Origin of the sequence: Streptomyces sp. NPDC050211, assembly GCF_040656035.1 — a bacterium.
Lineage (GTDB): Bacteria > Actinomycetota > Actinomycetes > Streptomycetales > Streptomycetaceae > Streptomyces.
On sequence record NZ_JBFALC010000084.1, the window covers coordinates 1 to 13,723 of the forward strand.

A 13,723-nucleotide genomic window follows, 5' to 3' on the forward strand; every position below is an offset into this window, starting at 1 on the left:
TGACGCGCGTCGGACTTCAGCGGAGGGGGGTGCTCAGAGCCGGTGTCACATCCCCGGCCGGATCAGCGCGCGGCGTCTGGTGCGTGCGATCGCAAGGCGCCGGAAGGTCCTCGTAGCGGAGCTACTAGGACCTTTCGGCAACGCGGCGAGCGTGCGTGCCAGGCGTCGCGCGCCCGGCTGGGGATGTGACACCGGCTCTCAGGCCGCCCTCGCCGGCTGCGGGGCCGCGGCGGCCCACTCCAGGACGAGCAGTTGGTACTTCTCGCGCTGCTCGCCGCTCAGTGTCCCGCCCGACCGGCGCCACAGGGCCCGGATCTCCTCGTTGACCTCGTCAGCCGTCCTTGCGGAGGCGGGTTCAACAGTGGTGGACATGCTGTGAAGCATACGGCTCCAGAGGTGAAGGCCACGTGAGTCATCGTGGACATTCCGGACATACCGGACCGTGTTGCTGATCACGTCATCTTTCACGGCATGTGGCCCAGTTCACGCCGCTCCGCCTCAACCACCGTGATTCGCTTCATCGTTCAACCGCCCCCAGAACCAGCACCTGGATCGCCAGTACGGCGGCCCCGCGCGCCCAGTCGTGAAAGTCGGACACCTTGGTCTCCAGGTCGACGGGCTCGGCCAGCGGATGCCGGTTGGCCCTGATCGTCTCGTCGACGGTCTTCCCGGCGACGTCCATCAGGCCGACCCCCTCTCCGGCGAGCACGATCTTCTGCGGCATCGCGAAGTTGGAGATCTGGGCGACGATCGTGCCGAGGGCGCGCGCGGCCTCGTCGATGACGCGGGCGGGCATGGGTTCGCCTGCGGCGGCGAGGGCGAGGATCTCCTCGTACGTCCGGTCCTCACCCGTGGCGGCCTGCACCTGGTAGCGGATGTTGGGGATGGTGAGTAGCGAGACCGCGCTGCCGCGTGCCCCGTCGGGGGTGAGCGGCCCGTTGGGGTTGATGATCCAGTGGCGGCCGAAGCCGCGGTCCTCCTCGGCGTAGGGCACCCGCTTGCCGCCCAGGACGAGCCCGTAGCCGATGCCGGCGCCGATGGTGAGGACGACGAACCGGTCCAGTCCGCGGCCGGCGCCGAACCAGGCCTCGGCCTCGACGAGGGCGGCTACGTCGTTCTCGACGACGACCGGCAGCCCGGTGCGCTCCTCGACGAGCTCGGCCAGGGGCACGTCCCGCCACTGCAGGAACGGCGACTCCCCCACCATGGTCCGGTCCTGGACGAGCCCGCCGACTCCGATGCCGATTCCGGCGAGCCGGGGGTGGGTGCGGGCCAGTTCCCCGGTCATCTCCCGCAGCAGATCGGCGACCTCGGCGGGGTCGTGCGTGGTGAGCGGGCGGTCGTGGCGGGCGACGATCTCGCTCCTGAGGGTGGTGACGACGCCGTAGACCATGTCCTCGGTGATCTTGAAGCCGATGAAGGAACGGGACTCTGCGACGACGTCGAGGGGCTGCGAGGGGCGCCCCTGGCGGACCTCGGGCAGGGCGGGCGTCTCGGGGGCCTCGATCAGCAGGCCGGACTCCAGCAGCGGCTTGGTCAGCCGGGTGAGGCTGCCCGCCGACAGGTTCAGCCGCCGGGCGAGTTCGGTGCGCGACAGCGGGCCATGGACGAGCACCTCGATCGCCACCGAGCGCTCGCCCGGACTCAGCGGAAGCCAGCTGGCGGCTGCTGCGGTCATGAGGTCGACTCCCGGAGATTCTTTTGCGGCAAAATCAACATGACCAACTCTATGGCGTCGTAGTGCCCAGGAAAAGATGTTCGCACGCCCCTTGACGCCAGGATTCTTCCGCAACAAAAGTAAGTGGCCGAGGACGAGCCGCAGACGAGGGAGTCTCCGATGACCATCGCCTCCAGCAGCCCACCGTCGCGTCTGCCACCGGGCGCCGCGGAGCGGGCACGGACCAGGCCAAGGACGGACCGGGCGAAAGCCGGTGAGAACCGAGGTGACGGACGGCTCGCCGCGGTCTTCCTCGCCCCGGCCCTGCTGGGCTTCGTGGTGTTCCTGCTCTGGCCGACGCTGCGGGGCATCTACCTGAGCTTCACCCGGTTCAATCTGCTCACCCCGGCGGAGTGGGTGGGCTTCGACAACTACGTCCGCATGGTCAACGACCCGATCTTCTGGGACTCGTTGACGGTCACGGTCGAGTACGTGCTGATCAACATCGGCGTGCAGACGGTGGCGGCGCTGGCGATCGCGGTGCTGCTGCAGCGGCTGACCCAGTCGGCGGTGCTGCGCGGGATCGTGCTCACGCCGTATCTGATGTCGAACGTGGTCGCGGGCATCGTCTGGCTCTGGATTCTGGACACCCAGCTCGGCATCGGCAACGAGATCATCGCGGCGGTCGGCGCCGATCGGATCCCGTTCCTGGCCGACGAGACCTGGGCGATCCCGACGATCGCCCTGATCAATGTCTGGCGGCACGTGGGCTACACCGCGCTGCTGCTGTTCGCCGGGCTGCAGGCCATCCCGAACGACATGTACGAGGCCGCGAAGGTGGACGGCGCGAGCGAGTGGCGGATGTTCTGGCGGATCACGATGCCGCTGCTCAGGCCGGTCCTCGCGGTCGTTCTGATCATGACGGTGATCGGTTCGTTCCAGGTGTTCGACACGGTCGCCGTGACCACCGCGGGCGGCCCGGCCAACGCCACGAACGTGCTCCAGTACTACATCTACGGCGCCGCCTTCGGCCGCTTCCAGTTCGGCTACGCGTCCGCGATGTCCGTGGCCCTGCTCGTCGTGCTGAGCGCGATCACATTCGTCCAGTACCGGCTCACCCGGGCCGGCCAGACCGACCTCGGCTGACGGAGGGGAGCGACCGACATGGCTGCCGTGACAGCAACACCGACGAAGGTACGACCCGTGCAACGCCGCAGGCTCTCCCCCGGCCGGGTCGTGGCCTGGGTGGTGATGGCCGCGATCGTGCTCATCACCCTGCTGCCGTTCTACTGGATCCTGCGCACCGCGCTGTCCACGAACTCCGGGCTCGCCGCGAACCCGTCCGATCCGCTTCCGGTCGACCTGACCACGGGCGGCTTCGAGCGAGCGCTCGGTCTCCAGTCGGCCGAGGAGGCGATCGCTCAGGGCGGTGCGGGCGGCGGGCTGAAGTTCTGGCGCTATCTGCTCAACTCGGTGATCGTTTCGACGCTGGTGACCGTCTGCCAGATCTTCTTCTCCGCGATGGCCGCATACGCCTTCGCGCGGCTGCGCTGGCGTGGCCGGGACAAGGTGTTCGCCCTGTTCCTCGCCGGGCTGATGGTGCCGACGATCTTCACGCTGCTGCCGAACTTCGTGCTCATCAAGGAACTCGGCCTGGTGGACAACCTGCTGGGGATCGCGCTGCCGACGATGTTCATGACGCCGTTCGCGGTGTTCTTCCTGCGGCAGTTCTTCATGAACATCCCGCGAGAGGTCGAGGAGGCGGCCCTCCTCGACGGCGCCGGAAAGGTGCGGATCTTCTTCCGGGTGCTGCTGCCGATGGCGTCCACGCCGGTTCTGACGCTGGCGGTCCTGACGTACATCACGTCCTGGAACGACTACTTCTGGCCGCTGATGGTCTCCTACAGCGACGGCTCGCGCGTGCTCACCGTGGCCCTGGCGATCTTCCGGGCGCAGACGCCGCAGACCGGCGTCGACTGGTCCGGCCTGATGGCGGCCACGCTCATCGCCGCGCTGCCCATGCTGGTGCTGTTCGGGTTCTTCGCGCGCCGCATCGTCAGCTCCATCAGCTTCACCGGGATCAAGTAAGGGGACTTCGATGCGAATGCGTACGCTCGTCGCGGCGACCGGAGCGCTGGCGCTGTCCCTGGTCAGCGGATGCGCGCAAGGCGGCACCGGCTCGTCGGCGAACACGGTCACGTACTGGCTGTGGGACGCCAACCAGCTGCCCGCCTACCAGGCCTGCGCGAAGGGGTTCGAGCGGGAGAACCCCGGACTGCACGTCGAGATCACGCAGTTGGGCTGGAACGACTACTGGACCAAGCTCACCGCGGGCTTCATCTCGGGCACCCAGCCGGACGTGTTCACCGACCACATCCAGAAGTTCGGCCAGTTCGCCGACCTGAAGGTGCTGGAGCCACTGGACGACATCGGCATCAAGGACGCCGACTACCAGCCGGGCCTCGCCGCCAACTGGATCGGCCAGGACGGCCACCGCTACGGCGCCCCGAAGGACTGGGACACCGTGGCGCTCTTCTACAACGACAAGATGGCCAAGGACGCCGGGCTCACCGCGGAGCAGCTGGGCAGCCTTGCCTGGAACCCCGAGGACGGCGGCACCTTCGAGAAGGCCATCGCGCATCTCACCGTCGACAACAAGGGCAGGCGGGGCGACGAGCCCGGCTTCGACAAGAACAACGTCAAGGTGTACGGGCTGGCCAGCAACGGCGGCGGCATGGGCGACGGTCAGACGCAGTGGAGCTCGTTCGCCGCCTCCGCCGGGTGGAGCTACACGGAGAAGGCGCGCTGGGGCACGGAGTACCAGTACGACAGCAAGACCTTCCAGTCGGTGATCGACTGGTACTTCGGCCTGGCGAAGAAGGGATACATGGCTCCCCTCTCCGACTACAACATCCAGTCGAACCAGGCCAACACGCAGGTCGCCGCGGGCAAGGCCGCCGCCGCCCTCGACGGCGCCTGGATGATCTCCGCCTACGACGGCTTCAAGGGCCTCGACATCAAGACCGCCGTCACCCCCGTCGGGCCGACCGGCAAGCGCGCCACGATGATGAACGGCCTCGCCGACTCCATCACCAAGGACGCCAAGAACAAGGCGGGCGCCCGCAAGTGGGTGGCCTACCTGGCCTCCGACAAGTGCCAGACCGTCGTCGGCCGCTCCGGGGTCGTCTTCCCCGCCACTCCGGCCGGCACCGAGGCCGCCATCGCCGCCTACGAGAAGAAGGGCATCGACGTCTCGGCCTTCACCGAACCCGTGGCCGACAAGAAGGACTTCCGGACCTTCTCCTTCCCGATCACCAACTACGCGGCGGACGTGACCGCGCTCATGCAGCCGGCCATGGAGGACATCTATGGCAATGGCAAGTCCGTGAGCACTCTCGACTCGACCAACGACCAGATCAACCTGATCCTCTCCCAGTGAAGGGCACGCATTTCATGACGTTCTCCCTCGGCATCGTCGGCGCCGGCCAGTTCTCCGGCCAGTTCGCCACGTTGTTCCACGCCCACCCCGGTGTCGGCGACGTCTACGTCACCGATCTGCTTCCCGAGCGGGCCGAGCAGCTAGCCGCCGCGCAGGGACTGGCCGGGACCTTCCCCTCGTACGAAGCCATGCTCGAGTCGAAGGCGGTCGACGCGGTCGCGATCTTCACCCAGCGCTGGACTCACGGCCCGCTGGTGCTGCAGGGCCTGAACGCCGGCAAGCATGTCTACTCCGCCGTCCCCATGGCGATCACCACGGAGGAGATAGCGGCGATCATCGACGCGGTCAAGGCGACCGGACTGACGTACATGATGGGCGAGACCAGCCAGTACAACCCGGCCACGGTCCACGCCCGCAACCAGATCGCCGAGGGCGCCTTCGGGCGGATCTTCTACGCCGAGGGCGACTACGTCCACGACATGGATCTGGGGTTCTACGAGGCGTACCAGTACAGCGGCGGCGAGAACTGGAAGGCGACCGCGTCCTATCCCCCGCTGCTGTATCCGACGCACTCGGTGGGCGGGGTGCTGGGCGCCTGGCAGACGCATGCCGTGAGCGTGTCGGCGATCGGGGTGCGCGACGAGCGCGGGGACGGTGTCTTCGACCAGCAGGTCAGCCAGTTCGGCAACGATGTCTCCAACGCGACCGCGCTGTTCGAGGTGGCGGGCGGCGGTTCGTTCCGTACGAACGAGTTCCGGCGGGTCGGTTATCCGTCCCACATCCGGGAGTCGCGTTTCCGGTTCTTCGGGACGGAGGCGAGCATGGAGCAGCTGGCAACGGTGGCGTTCTGGCAGGACAAGAAGGGCGTCAAGGACATCAGCGAGCTGCTGGAACCCAAGCCCACACTGTCTCCTGACGACCCGTCACTGCAGCACATCGCGCCGGATCTGCGGGCCGCCTTCACCTCCGGTTCGGCTCCGGTGCACGACCGGTCGCGGCTGCCCCGGGAGTTCGACCATCTGCACAACGGCCATGAGGGCAGCCATCACTTCCTGGTGGACGACTTCGTCACCGCGGTCAACACGCGGAGCCTGCCTACGGTGAACGCGTGGGTCGCCGCCCGCTACACCCTGCCGGGCATCGTCGCGCACGAGTCGGCGCGGCAGGGCGGGGCCAGGCTGGAGATCCCGGACTTCGGGGACGCGCCCGCTCAGTGACGGGTCCCGGCGGGCCGGGCGCCGTTTGTCAGGTGCCCGGCTTGCGGCCGTACACGAAGACGTCGTCGCCCTTCTTCAGCAGCGACCAGTACTTCTTGGCGACGGTCTTGGTCATGTTGACGCAGCCGTGCGAGCCGGGCGGGTTCCACATGCTGACGCCGGCGGAGTGGAAGGCCTGGCCGCCGTCGAAGAACTGGGCGTAGGGCATGGGGACGTCGTAGATGGTCGACACGTGGTCGATGTTCCGCCAGTAGATCTTCTTCAGACCGGTGCGGGTCTCATAGCCGTTGCGGCCGGTGCGGACCGGCACAGGACCGTAGACGAGCTTCTTCCCGTCCTGGATCCAGCTCAGCTGGAGGGAGAGGTTCACACAGGCGATACGGCCCTTGTTCACCGGGCACTTGCCGGCCTTGTTGGGGTTGTTCCCGACGGCTTTCTGCTTGTTCATCAGGTCCATCACGCCCCAGGTGATGGGACCGGCGTAGCCGATGTTCGGCGTGATGCCGTGCTTGGTCTGGAAGCCCTGGATGGCCTTGCAGTCGGCGGCGGACTGCTTGCCGTCGACCGGGCGGCCGAGGAACTTCTCCACCTGCTTCTGATACGGGCCGGTCTGTGTGGTGCAGCTCGCGGCCTGCGCGGGCGTGGCGCCCAGCGCGATCGTGAGCGGTGCCACCAGTCCGGTGATCCCGAGTGCGACGGCTCCCCGTCTGCGTATGTCCCCCATGGCCTGGCCCTTCATACGAATGTGCGTGTCGTTTGCCACCAGCTAGACCCGCGTCCGGCGGATTCGGTTGTGGTGGGCCACGCACCGCGACAAAACGGTGACATTCCGCGTGACGATGGATTCGGGGCCAGTCACCCCGGATTGGACCGCGTCCCGGTGGCCGGCCCCCGCCTACGCTGCCGTTCATGCAGCGCGCACTCGCCGAGGACCTCGCCCGGCTTCCCGAACTCCTGCAGTCCGTCCGTGACCTGGCCGCCCGGGAGCTGGCGGGGATGGCCGAGCGTCCGGTCGTACGCCTGGACAAGGCACCCGACCGCGCGCACCTCCCGGCCGACGGGGTCGGCGCCGAGGCGGCTCTTACACGGTTCGCCGAGCGGTGGGCGCCGGGTCTGTCCGGTTCGGCGGGCCCGCGCTATCTCGGGTTCGTGACGGGCGGGGCGACACCGGCCGCGCTCGCCGGGGACTGGCTGACCAGCACGTACGACCAGAACGTGATCAATGCCGCCGACTCGTGGGCAACCGCTCTGGAACGGGAGACGGTGAGCTGGCTTCGGGAGTTGTTCGGGCTGAGCCAGGCACACAGCGGCGCCTTCGTGACCGGTGCGACGGCGTCCAACCTGGTGGGGCTCGCCGTCGCGAGGGAATGGCTCGGCGAGCGCGCCGGTGTCTCCGTGGCGCGGGACGGCGTCGGCGCGCTCGGCCCGGTCGACGTGCTGTCCGGCAGCGCGCACTCCACCGTCCTCAAGGCGCTGTCCGTCCTCGGCATCGGCCGGGACCGGCTGCGTCCGGTGCCATTCCTGCCCGGCAACCGCGAGGCCGTGGACGTCGACCGGCTCGCCGACGCCCTCGAAGCACTGGACGGGCGTCCGGCGATCGTCGTGGCCAACGCCGGCACCGTGAACACCGTCGACTTCGACGACCTGCGGGCCGTCGCCGCGCTCAAGGAGCGGTACGACTTCTGGCTCCACGTCGATGCCGCGTTCGGCGGTTTCGCCGCCCTCTCCCCCGCGTACGCCCATCTCGTCGACGGCCTCGACGCCGCCGACTCGGTCTGCGTCGACCTCCACAAGTGGCTCAACGTGCCCTACGACGCGGCTGTCCAGTTCACCCGTCGCCAGGACCTCCAGGTGAAGGTCTTCCACAACGCGTCCCCGTACATCGGACTGCCCACCCAGGACCCCGACTTCCTCCACCTCACCCCGGAGAGCTCACGCCGACTGCGCGCCCTCCCGGCGTGGTTCTCCCTGATGGCATACGGCCGTGAGGGGCACCGCGAGATCGTCGAGCGCACCGTCGCCCTCGCCCACAGCCTCGGTGACCGCCTCACCGAGCTGGACGGCCTCCAACTCCTCGCGCCCGTCCGCCTCAACGTCGTCTGCTTCACCCTGACCGACGACCCGACCCGGGAACGGGTGGACGCCCTGGCCCAGGCGGTCACCGAGTCGGGCGAGGCATTCCTGACGCCGACGGTCTACGGGGGCACCCCCGGCCTACGGGCCGCGTTCTCCAACTGGCGCACGTCCGAGGCCGATGCGGACCGAATCCTGGACGCGCTCCGCTCGGCGCTCACAGATGTCGGAACGCGCGCCCCGTAAGGGGCGCGGGGAACTGCGCGACAAGCCACGACGGCGCAGCAGACAACAGACAACCCGGCACGGCACGGCACCCAGCGGAGCGCTCACGCGTCTCCGGGTCGCCGAATCACCGTGCGAAACCCGGTGTTGACCGCGGTGATGCCCCCGTCGACGGCCAGGGTCGTGCCGGTGACCCACGCCGCGTCACGGGAGGCGAGGAAGGCGACGGCCGCGGCGATGTCCTCCGGTTCGCCGACGCGACCCAGGGGATACAGCGGGCGCAGCGCGTCGAGTTCGTCATCCCGGCCCTCCCAGGCGGAGGTGCGAACCGTGCCCGGCATCACCAGGTTGACGCGGACTCCGCGCGGGGCGGCGTGCCCGGCGAGGGTGCGGGTCAGGGAGGCGAGGCCCGCCTTGGCGGCGCTGTAGGCGTGGTTGCCGAAGTCGTAGGCGCCGTTGACGGAGCCGATGCTGACGATCGCGCCGCGCCCGGAGGCGGCCAGGTGGGGCAGGGCGGCGCGGCAGCAGCGGTGGGCGCCGATGAGGGTGATGTCGAGGTCACGGTGCCACGCCTCGTCCGTGCCGTCCTCGAAAAGCGGGGTGTCGGGGGTGCAGTGAGCGGCGCAGTTGACCAGGACATCGAGGGACCCGAAGGAGTCGACGGCGTGCGCGACGGCGGCCTCCACCGAGGCCTGGTCCGCGACATCACACACCAACGCCTCGGCGCTCAGGCCCACTTCACGCAGCGCCGCCGCCGTCTTGTCCGCTTCCGGCCCGTCCCTGTCGGTGACGAGTACGCGTGCCCCCTCCTCGGCAAGCCTCAGGGCGACGGCCGCGCCGATACCGCGTGCCGCGCCGGTGACGAGAACTCCGTAGCCCTGGAAGCGTGTTGTGTGCGTCATGGGCGAGAACCTAGTACCGGAACGATCAATACGGCAGATACCGTGCGCTCATGTCCGCCTTCATACAACAACTACCCGCGCTCATCGGCGTCGTGATCGGCGCTCTTGGCTCCTATCTGGCGGTCGTTCGCAGTGACCGGGTCCGGGATCAGCGTGAGCGGGCGTCGCGGTGGGAGGAGCGGCGGCTGGCTGTGTACGGCGAGTACGCGCGCACGCTGAAGAAGTCCGTCACGCTGACCTACCGGGTGGCGTCGCATCTCGGCAACGACCCGCATCCGCACCCCTTGTCGCCTCAGGAGGCGGCGCCGCTGATGGCGGAGGCCACGCTTGCCCGGGATCCGTCCGGGGAGGCGCTGATCCTGCTGGGCAGTCCGGAGGTGGTGGAACGGGCCCGGGTGTGGGTCGTCTCCGTGATGGAGATGGAGACGTTCCTGCGCGCCGAGACCAGGGACCCCGAGGCATGGCAGGCCCTGCTGGAGGCCCAGCGCGCCGGGCGTGAGGGCTACTACGCGGCCGTACGCGACGACTTGGCGCTGCCGCCGGGACACTCGGCACGCTGGCCCCTGCCACCGGCGAGCGGCGCCTGATCCCACCGGCGGCCGGGACCAGGTCCAGCGACGTCGGCCATGCTCCGGTCGGGCGCAGGTGTGGCACGACGCGTGGCAGATCGTGGGGTGCAGTGTGGACGTCCACGGCGGCCACGTGCTCACTCACGTCCTGGCCGTCGACCGTGACGGTGTGGGCGCGCCCGTCGAAACTCAGCTGAAAGCGGTTTGGCGTCGTCATCGGCGGAGCCTGAGAACCTCCCGAGGGATGATCAACCGAACGTTGGTGATGCCGTGTGCCGTTGCCCCACCCGATAAGCACAACGACGGACTCCAGCCGTGACCGACGACCCAGCCGCACAAGAGCCGCACCCGTTTGGTTCTGCGGTCACCGATGCCAGGTCAGCGCAGCCGTTCAGCCACCTGCTCCAGGCCCTTCCTGATCAGCTGCCCATACTCCGTGATCAATCGGGACTCCTTCCTGGCACCGCCTCCTGCCCGGCGAGGCGCCTCGGCCAACTCCTCAAGCTGAACAACCCGTTCCCCGATCAATAGGCCATCACCACATGGTCCGGCAGGCAGCCCTCTGGCCCTACTCTGGCCGCCATGAATGGCAGAGAGTCCGCCGACTTCCACGGCAAGGAAATCGAGCGCGCCGACATGACGGGAGCACGGTTCACCAAGGTGAACCTGGACGGGACGACGTTCCGGGCATGTGAGCTCCGCCGTGTCGTGATGCGCGGCGTCGAGATCGTCGACACCACCATCGACGGCGAGATCCAGAACCTCGTTATCAACGGAGTCGACGTCGCGCCGCTCGTGGAGGCCGAGCTGGACCGCCGGCACCCCGACCGCCCCAAGTTCCGGCCGACCACCCCCGAGGGGTTCCGGGAGGGCTGGGACCTCAACGAGCGGCTGTGGGAGGCGACCATCGCGCGGGCACGCCGACTGGCCCCGGAGAGGCTGCACGAGTCGGTCGGCGACGAGTGGTCGTTCATCCAGACCCTGCGCCACCTCGCGTTCGCGACCGAATCGTGGGTCGGCCGCTGCGTCCTGGGCGATCCCAGCCCGTGGCACCCGCTGTCCCTGCCGTGGGACCAAATGGATCCCCGGCCGGGCGTGCCGCACGACCGTGACGCGCGCCCATCACTCGACGAGGCGCTGGCCTTGCGGCTGGGCGCGATGGCGATGATGCGGCGGGTGGTCGATGGCCTGACCGACGAGCAACTCGACAGCTGGACCGAGCCGCTCGTGGGCGCCGGCTGGCCGGACGAGGGCGACAGCTTCCCCGTCCGCGAGTGCCTGCTGATCGTCCTCAACGAGGAGTGGTGCCACCGCATGTTCGCCGAGCGTGACCTGGCCGTCCTCGAGAAACGGGACTGACGCATGAAACTCGTCTTCGCCGGCCGGGTGATTGAATGGCGCGGGCCGGCGCCGTACTACTTCGTCCCCGTGCCGGACGAGGAGTCCGCCGACATCCGGGAGGTGGCCGTGATGGCCACGTACGGCTGGGGCGTGATTCCGGTCCAGGCCCGGATCGGCGACATCACCTTCGAGACGTCACTCTTCCCCAAGGACGGCCGCTACCTGCTGCCGCTCAAGAACGCTGTCCGCAAGCCGCACGGCCTCGCGGCAGGTGACGACGTGACCGTGGATATGACGGTCCGTCTCCAGCTCTAGCCTCGGGTCCGATGGCGACGCCGGCGTCCGAGCCGTTGACGAGTCGGCGTGCGCTCCAGGACCGCCGATCCTGAAGTGATCGTTGCCGAGTTCGCCTACGAGTTCACGTTGCCGAACGACTCCATGACCATGGTGCCCTGCGCCTTCATCATGCGTGTCCGGGACGGTCAGATCATCGAGTCACGCGACTACATCTGCCCGATCCGTACGTACACGGCACGCGGGGACCTTGACCGCCTCATCGCGTCGTTGCGGAAGGATGTAACGCGATCACGATCCGGTCTTCTTGAGGCGTGTTTGAACTGGTGGAGCGGGGCGAAGGTCTGCTCGGCGACCAGCCGAGCTTACCCAGGCCCTTGATGTTCTGGGAGCCCTTGCGGGAGATCACCGCCTGGATGCAGCGGCGTTTCGCAACTCACCGCGCACAGCCTTCGAGTCGTACGCCTTGTCGCGGGTCGTCGGCGGTGCGCGCCCCGAATGCGCGATGTCCTTCGGGGCGCGCGGCAGAGTTCGGGTTCAGGCGTTGTAGCCGCCGTGGGCGTCCAGCACCGCGCCCGTGATGTACGACGCGGCGGGGCTCGCCAGGAAGGCGATCGCCGCGGCGATTTCGTCGGGGTGCCCCATGCGTTGCAGGGACAGCGAGCTGACCAGGGCATTGAGGGTCTCGGGGTCCGGCGGTTGCATGCCGCCCTCCATCAGTCCGGCCTCCACGACGTTGGCCGTGATGTTCCGGGGCCCGAGGTCGCGTGCGGCGCCCATGGTGTACCTCTCGATCCCTGACTTGGTCGCCGAGTAGTCGGCAGCTCCCGGGACGCCGACCCGGGAGCCCAGTCCGGAACTCACCGTGATGATGCGGCCGCCCGTGCGCAGCACTCGGGAGGCGGCCCGGATGACGGCGATCACGCCGAGGTAGTTGGTGGCGTGCATCCGGTCCAGCGCGGCGGTGTCGGCGTCCGGGTCGTCCACCGTGCCGGCCGCGGAGATCGCCGCGTTGTTGACGAGGATGTCCAGGCCGCCGAAGTGCGCGACCACGTCGTCGATCAGCGCCGGCGCACGGCTCGTGTCCGCCTGGTCGGACTGGAAGGCGACGGCCTTGGCTCCCTTGCCGTGCACCTCGTCGACGACGGCCTGCGCCTGCTTCTCGGAGCTGACGTAGGTGAAGGCGACGTCGGCGCCCTGCTCGGCCAGCAGCCGTACGGTCGCGGCTCCCAGTCCGCGCGACCCCCCGGTGACCAGGGCGACCTTGCCCCTGAGTGGCTTGCTCATTCTTCTCACCTCGTTGATTGACCTTCCCGGCAGTCGCAACGTTAGTTGTTACGACAGACTGTTGCAACCTTCACTGTTACGACTGCGCTGTCGTAACATGAAGCGTTGCGGCCGAGAGGAGGAGTCCATGAGCGCCAACAGCAGGCTGACCATCGCCGCCCACGCGCTGGCCTGGATCGGCCTCTACCAGCGCCAGGGCCATGAGGTCGCCACCTCCGAGCAGATCGCGAACAGCGCGAACACCAACCCAGTGGTGATCAGACGGCTGCTCGGCGAGCTGCGCAAGGCCGGGCTCGTGGAGTCCCGGCGGGGCGTGGGCGCGGGCTGGTCGCTGGCACGCGAGCTGGAGTCGATGACCCTGCTCGACGTGTACGAGGCAGTGGAACCCGGCCCGCTGTTCGCAATGCACCGCACCACCCCGGACCAGGAATGCGTGGTGGGTCACGGCATCCAGCCGGCAATGCAGAGCATCTACGAGGGCATCGAGGAGACCCTGAGACACGAACTGGCCCGCGTCACGCTCGCGAACGTACTCCGGGACGTACTCGCGGCACCTCGCTAGCCTCCCCGTTACGCCCTGACATCACCAGGATCTCCATCTACGCCCAGGCCGGCGACCAGCCTGGCAACCAGTCACGCCAAAGACCGTTGCAGTACTAAGCGCTCAGCTGGGAAATGCGCCTCGTTTTTGCCGCGGGCCGGTGGCGCCTGGTCGCGCC

The 13,723-nt window shown here is 68.5% G+C and carries 14 protein-coding genes; 9 read left to right on the top strand and 5 right to left on the bottom strand.

What is annotated here, in order from left to right; genetic code table 11:
• Positions 1–198: 198 nt before the first annotated feature.
• Positions 199–384: a hypothetical protein gene (locus AB0I98_RS43960; RefSeq protein ID WP_210570168.1), complete on the bottom strand. Its 186-nt coding sequence runs from the start codon at positions 382–384 to the stop codon at positions 199–201.
• A gap of 133 nt (positions 385–517) precedes the next feature.
• Positions 518–1,678: an ROK family transcriptional regulator gene (locus AB0I98_RS43965; protein WP_362951691.1), complete on the bottom strand. Its 1,161-nt coding sequence runs from the start codon at positions 1,676–1,678 to the stop codon at positions 518–520.
• Positions 1,679–1,837: 159 nt separating this feature from the next.
• Between AB0I98_RS43965 and AB0I98_RS43970 the strand changes: the two genes are divergently transcribed.
• From AB0I98_RS43970 to AB0I98_RS43985, 4 genes are read left to right on the top strand one after another with little or no spacing between them, the layout of a single operon-like run.
• Positions 1,838–2,803, top strand: coding sequence for a sugar ABC transporter permease (locus AB0I98_RS43970; protein ID WP_362951692.1), 966 nt, complete (start codon positions 1,838–1,840; stop codon positions 2,801–2,803).
• 18 nt (positions 2,804–2,821) lie between these two features.
• Positions 2,822–3,745, top strand: coding sequence for a carbohydrate ABC transporter permease (locus AB0I98_RS43975; protein ID WP_362951693.1), 924 nt, complete (start codon positions 2,822–2,824; stop codon positions 3,743–3,745).
• 10 nt (positions 3,746–3,755) lie between these two features.
• The gene (locus tag AB0I98_RS43980) at positions 3,756–5,096 is read left to right on the top strand and encodes a sugar ABC transporter substrate-binding protein (protein ID WP_362951694.1); all 1,341 of its coding nucleotides are present in this window, start codon (positions 3,756–3,758) and stop codon (positions 5,094–5,096) included.
• A gap of 14 nt (positions 5,097–5,110) precedes the next feature.
• The gene (locus AB0I98_RS43985) at positions 5,111–6,313 is read left to right on the top strand and encodes a Gfo/Idh/MocA family oxidoreductase (protein ID WP_362951721.1); all 1,203 of its coding nucleotides are present in this window, start codon (positions 5,111–5,113) and stop codon (positions 6,311–6,313) included.
• A gap of 28 nt (positions 6,314–6,341) precedes the next feature.
• Here AB0I98_RS43985 and AB0I98_RS43990 read toward each other — a convergent pair whose 3' ends face one another.
• Complete coding sequence (locus AB0I98_RS43990) at positions 6,342–7,037, bottom strand: L,D-transpeptidase (RefSeq protein ID WP_362951695.1); 696 nt, start codon at positions 7,035–7,037, stop codon at positions 6,342–6,344.
• A 185-nt stretch (positions 7,038–7,222) separates the two neighbouring features.
• Between AB0I98_RS43990 and AB0I98_RS43995 the strand changes: the two genes are divergently transcribed.
• On the top strand, positions 7,223–8,632 hold the full coding sequence (locus tag AB0I98_RS43995) for a pyridoxal-dependent decarboxylase (protein WP_362951696.1): 1,410 nt from the start codon (positions 7,223–7,225) through the stop codon (positions 8,630–8,632).
• 83 nt (positions 8,633–8,715) lie between these two features.
• Here AB0I98_RS43995 and AB0I98_RS44000 read toward each other — a convergent pair whose 3' ends face one another.
• Positions 8,716–9,513 carry an SDR family NAD(P)-dependent oxidoreductase gene (locus tag AB0I98_RS44000; RefSeq protein WP_362951697.1) on the bottom strand — a complete coding sequence of 266 codons (798 nt, stop codon included), beginning with the start codon at positions 9,511–9,513 and terminating at the stop codon, positions 8,716–8,718.
• A gap of 50 nt (positions 9,514–9,563) precedes the next feature.
• Between AB0I98_RS44000 and AB0I98_RS44005 the strand changes: the two genes are divergently transcribed.
• The 3 genes from AB0I98_RS44005 to AB0I98_RS44015 all read left to right on the top strand — a co-directional run bounded on the left by AB0I98_RS44005 (position 9,564) and on the right by AB0I98_RS44015 (position 11,738).
• Positions 9,564–10,100 (top strand): hypothetical protein, encoded by a 537-nt coding sequence (locus tag AB0I98_RS44005; protein ID WP_362951698.1) that lies wholly within the window; start codon positions 9,564–9,566, stop codon positions 10,098–10,100.
• A gap of 564 nt (positions 10,101–10,664) precedes the next feature.
• On the top strand, positions 10,665–11,441 hold the full coding sequence (locus AB0I98_RS44010) for a DinB family protein (RefSeq protein WP_362951699.1): 777 nt from the start codon (positions 10,665–10,667) through the stop codon (positions 11,439–11,441).
• Between the two features lie 3 nt (positions 11,442–11,444).
• Positions 11,445–11,738 carry a DUF1905 domain-containing protein gene (locus tag AB0I98_RS44015; RefSeq protein ID WP_362951700.1) on the top strand — a complete coding sequence of 98 codons (294 nt, stop codon included), beginning with the start codon at positions 11,445–11,447 and terminating at the stop codon, positions 11,736–11,738.
• A 516-nt stretch (positions 11,739–12,254) separates the two neighbouring features.
• Here AB0I98_RS44015 and AB0I98_RS44020 read toward each other — a convergent pair.
• Positions 12,255–13,004: an SDR family oxidoreductase gene (locus AB0I98_RS44020; RefSeq protein ID WP_362951701.1), complete on the bottom strand. Its 750-nt coding sequence runs from the start codon at positions 13,002–13,004 to the stop codon at positions 12,255–12,257.
• Between the two features lie 127 nt (positions 13,005–13,131).
• Here AB0I98_RS44020 and AB0I98_RS44025 point away from each other — a divergent pair, with 127 nt between their 5' ends.
• Positions 13,132–13,566, top strand: a complete 435-nt coding sequence (locus AB0I98_RS44025) for an Rrf2 family transcriptional regulator (protein ID WP_362951702.1) — start codon at positions 13,132–13,134, stop codon at positions 13,564–13,566.
• Positions 13,567–13,723 lie beyond the last annotated feature (157 nt).

Bases quoted from the DNA above. Each gene is read 5' to 3' on its own strand.
- AB0I98_RS43960 (WP_210570168.1), bottom strand. From the start codon at position 384: ATGCTTCACAGCATGTCCACCACTGTTGAACCCGCCTCCGCAAGGACG.
- AB0I98_RS43965 (WP_362951691.1), bottom strand. From the start codon at position 1,678: ATGACCGCAGCAGCCGCCAGCTGGCTTCCGCTGAGTCCGGGCGAGCGC.
- AB0I98_RS43970 (WP_362951692.1), top strand. From the start codon at position 1,838: ATGACCATCGCCTCCAGCAGCCCACCGTCGCGTCTGCCACCGGGCGCC.
- AB0I98_RS43975 (WP_362951693.1), top strand. From the start codon at position 2,822: ATGGCTGCCGTGACAGCAACACCGACGAAGGTACGACCCGTGCAACGC.
- AB0I98_RS43980 (WP_362951694.1), top strand. From the start codon at position 3,756: ATGCGAATGCGTACGCTCGTCGCGGCGACCGGAGCGCTGGCGCTGTCC.
- AB0I98_RS43985 (WP_362951721.1), top strand. From the start codon at position 5,111: ATGACGTTCTCCCTCGGCATCGTCGGCGCCGGCCAGTTCTCCGGCCAG.
- AB0I98_RS43990 (WP_362951695.1), bottom strand. From the start codon at position 7,037: ATGGGGGACATACGCAGACGGGGAGCCGTCGCACTCGGGATCACCGGA.
- AB0I98_RS43995 (WP_362951696.1), top strand. From the start codon at position 7,223: ATGCAGCGCGCACTCGCCGAGGACCTCGCCCGGCTTCCCGAACTCCTG.
- AB0I98_RS44000 (WP_362951697.1), bottom strand. From the start codon at position 9,513: ATGACGCACACAACACGCTTCCAGGGCTACGGAGTTCTCGTCACCGGC.
- AB0I98_RS44005 (WP_362951698.1), top strand. From the start codon at position 9,564: ATGTCCGCCTTCATACAACAACTACCCGCGCTCATCGGCGTCGTGATC.
- AB0I98_RS44010 (WP_362951699.1), top strand. From the start codon at position 10,665: ATGAATGGCAGAGAGTCCGCCGACTTCCACGGCAAGGAAATCGAGCGC.
- AB0I98_RS44015 (WP_362951700.1), top strand. From the start codon at position 11,445: ATGAAACTCGTCTTCGCCGGCCGGGTGATTGAATGGCGCGGGCCGGCG.
- AB0I98_RS44020 (WP_362951701.1), bottom strand. From the start codon at position 13,004: ATGAGCAAGCCACTCAGGGGCAAGGTCGCCCTGGTCACCGGGGGGTCG.
- AB0I98_RS44025 (WP_362951702.1), top strand. From the start codon at position 13,132: ATGAGCGCCAACAGCAGGCTGACCATCGCCGCCCACGCGCTGGCCTGG.